A 2,736-nucleotide genomic window follows, 5' to 3' on the forward strand; every position below is an offset into this window, starting at 1 on the left:
ATATAAGGCCCCGTGCCGCACATATTATATTCATAAAACCATTTGGAAGACGCATCCAGATCATCACCTGCTGATGGAGCATAGATGAATGCTGCATACTGACAGGAAACAATCTCCCGCAGGTCAACCGGATAGTTCAGTGTGAACTCTACCGTTTTATCATCAATAACTTTGATTTCCTTTACCGGTCCCCAGATATAAGAGCCGCCATTCTGAAGAGCAATTGTTCTGTCAATCGAATACTTCACTGCTTCTGCATTAAAGTCCGTCCCATCCTGAAACTTTACGCCATCCCGCAGCGTAAATGTCCATGTCAGACTATCCTCACTCCTTGTATAATCTGTTGCCAGTACATTATTGTAGGTTCCGTCCGGATTACTGGTCATCAATGTTTCATATACATTGCAGAATACACGGGGATCTACACCATAGGAAATCGCAGGATCCCAATCCTGTACCAGATAATCCCCCATTGCTACAATAGCAATCTTATTAGGATCGATTGCTGCAGTCCCACCTGCTCCGTTTCCACTTCCACAGCCGGTTGTGCCTGCCACCGTCATAGTCAGTGCTAATAATAGACTTAAAACCTTTTTCTTCATCTTGTGTCCTCCCTTTTTTACCTTTGTTCTCCCATAATAGTTTTCTTTATTTTATAAAGCCTCCAGGTAAATTTCCCGGATTTCTTCCTTTGTAAAATGCTGTGGATGCGCAGCCATTGCAGGTGCGGATACCTTTGCACAATTATCCGTCATCCAGTCCACATCTGATTCCTTTATTCCTTCCTGTGAAAGCGTTGTTTTCACTTCCAGCACCTCCAGCAGTTCCTGTATTCTGGGAACAAGTTCTCTTCTGTCCTTTCCACCCAGCAGCCTTGAGATTTTATCAAACTTTGCCGGTGCAGTCTCAAAGGACTTTTGATAAATAATCGGTGTCAAAGCCGCCAATCCCCGTCCATGTACAATATCACGCAATCCACTTGCCGGGTGCTCCATACCATGCGGTGCCGTAACGCCTGCCATGTTAATATTCATTCCGCCAAGTGCAACTACTACATCACAGTGCTGTTCCGTAAGCAACCTGACGCCTTCTTCCATTATGTCAGAAGTCGGATTCGCTGATACCTGAGCAAAAACAACACAATCAACACCTGCTTTTTCCAGCAAAGCCTTTACTTTGTCTAACAAACCTGTTTTTCTGGTACTGTTTTTTCCCGTAACAAGCAGTGCCCGCTTTCCATATTTTGCGGTCTCCACTCCCACGGTCTCTACTCTGCCCTCACCAAAAGAAAGATTCACTGGCAGATAAAATTGAAAATCCATATCCAGTCTCCCTTCTTCAGCTTACATACATCTACGGATTGCTGCCTCAAGAATATCCAAGCCAGCCTCCAGCTGCTCATCTGTAATCACAAGTGGTGCCAAAAAGCGAATTACATTTCCATAAATTCCAGCGTTTTCAATAATCAATCCATTCTGTATACACTCCTGAACAACTTCAGAAACAAGCGTTGGATTAGGCTGCTTGCTCTCCTGGTCTTTTACAATTTCAAGGCCAATCATTGCGCCTATCCCTCTTACATCGCCAATAACCGGCAGCTTCTTCTGCATTTTCTGATAACGCTTCATTACCTTTTTTCCAATTTCAACTGCCCGTGCCTCAAAATTTTCCTTCTCCATAATCTCAATTACCTGAAGTGCAGAAGCACATGCAAGCGGGTTTCCACAAAAAGTACCTCCTATTACACCACAAGGCACTGCTTCCATGATTTCTTCCCGTGCAGTGATTGCACTGAGTGGGATACCACCTGCAATGGATTTTGCTGTTGTTACTATATCCGGCTGTGCATCCGCATCCTTCCAGTAATCGCTTGCAAACATTCTCCCTGTTCTGCAAAATCCACTCTGCACTTCATCTGCGACTAAAAGAATTCCATACTTATCACAAATTTTTCTAACTGCTTTTACCCATTCTATCGGAGCGGGTACGAATCCTCCCTCGCCCTGCAAAGGCTCCACCACAATTGCTGCCACAAATTCTGCAGGCGATGCCTGTTCAAATACCTGCTCAATACTCTTAATATAATAAGAAATTGCTTCTGTCTCCGGTATCCCCTCTAGCTTCCGATACAGATAGGGAAACTCAGCACGGTATACACCATCTGGAAATGGACCCATGCCATAAGCGTATGCTTTTTTTGATGTCATCGCCATTGTCAGCATGGTTCTTCCATGAAACGCTCCCGAAAATACAATAATATTAGGTCTCTTCGTAAAAGCCTTTGCTATTTTTACTGCATTTTCATCTGCCTCTGCACCACTATTAGCAAAATACGTTTTTCTTTTCGTACCCTTTACCGGTGCAATGGTATTTAACTTTTCTGCCAGCGCAACATATCCTTCATGTGTAACAATATTAAACATTCCATGGAAATACCGCTCTGACTGTTTTTTTACTGCCTCTATCAGTTCAGGCCTGGAATATCCAATGTTCAGCACACCGACACCACCTACCCAATCAAGGAAATAATTTCCATCCACATCCTCAAGCATGGCGCCTTCTCCTCGCGCTATCACGATAGGGTATACACATTTGATTGCTGAAGGAACTGCCTCACCTCTTCTTGCTATCCATTTTGCTGCTTTTGGCCCTGGAATTTGTTTTGTTACAATTCTAGGCAGCTCATTTTTTAACATTGTCATTTTCTCCACCTTTCTTGTAACATCCCTGCTCTTT

At 43.7% G+C, this 2,736-nt stretch carries 3 protein-coding genes; all 3 read right to left on the bottom strand.

Annotated elements, in window-relative coordinates; all coding sequences use genetic code 11:
* On the bottom strand, positions 1–602 hold a 602-nt coding region (locus tag AC1WIP_RS14255), incomplete at its 3' end, for an ABC transporter substrate-binding protein (RefSeq protein ID WP_481142453.1).
* A 51-nt stretch (positions 603–653) separates the two neighbouring features.
* Positions 654–1,322 (bottom strand): iron-containing alcohol dehydrogenase, encoded by a 669-nt coding sequence (locus tag AC1WIP_RS14260; RefSeq protein ID WP_481142454.1) that lies wholly within the window; start codon positions 1,320–1,322, stop codon positions 654–656.
* A gap of 21 nt (positions 1,323–1,343) precedes the next feature.
* On the bottom strand, positions 1,344–2,736 hold a 1,393-nt coding region (locus AC1WIP_RS14265), incomplete at its 5' end, for an aspartate aminotransferase family protein (RefSeq protein ID WP_481142455.1).

The sequence above is a fragment of the Acetatifactor sp. genome, from assembly GCF_982438285.1.

What these genes read in the sequence shown, in the direction of transcription:
- AC1WIP_RS14260 (WP_481142454.1), bottom strand. Translation starts at nt 1,322, where the DNA reads ATGGATTTTCAATTTTATCTGCCAGTGAATCTTTCTTTTGGTGAGGGC.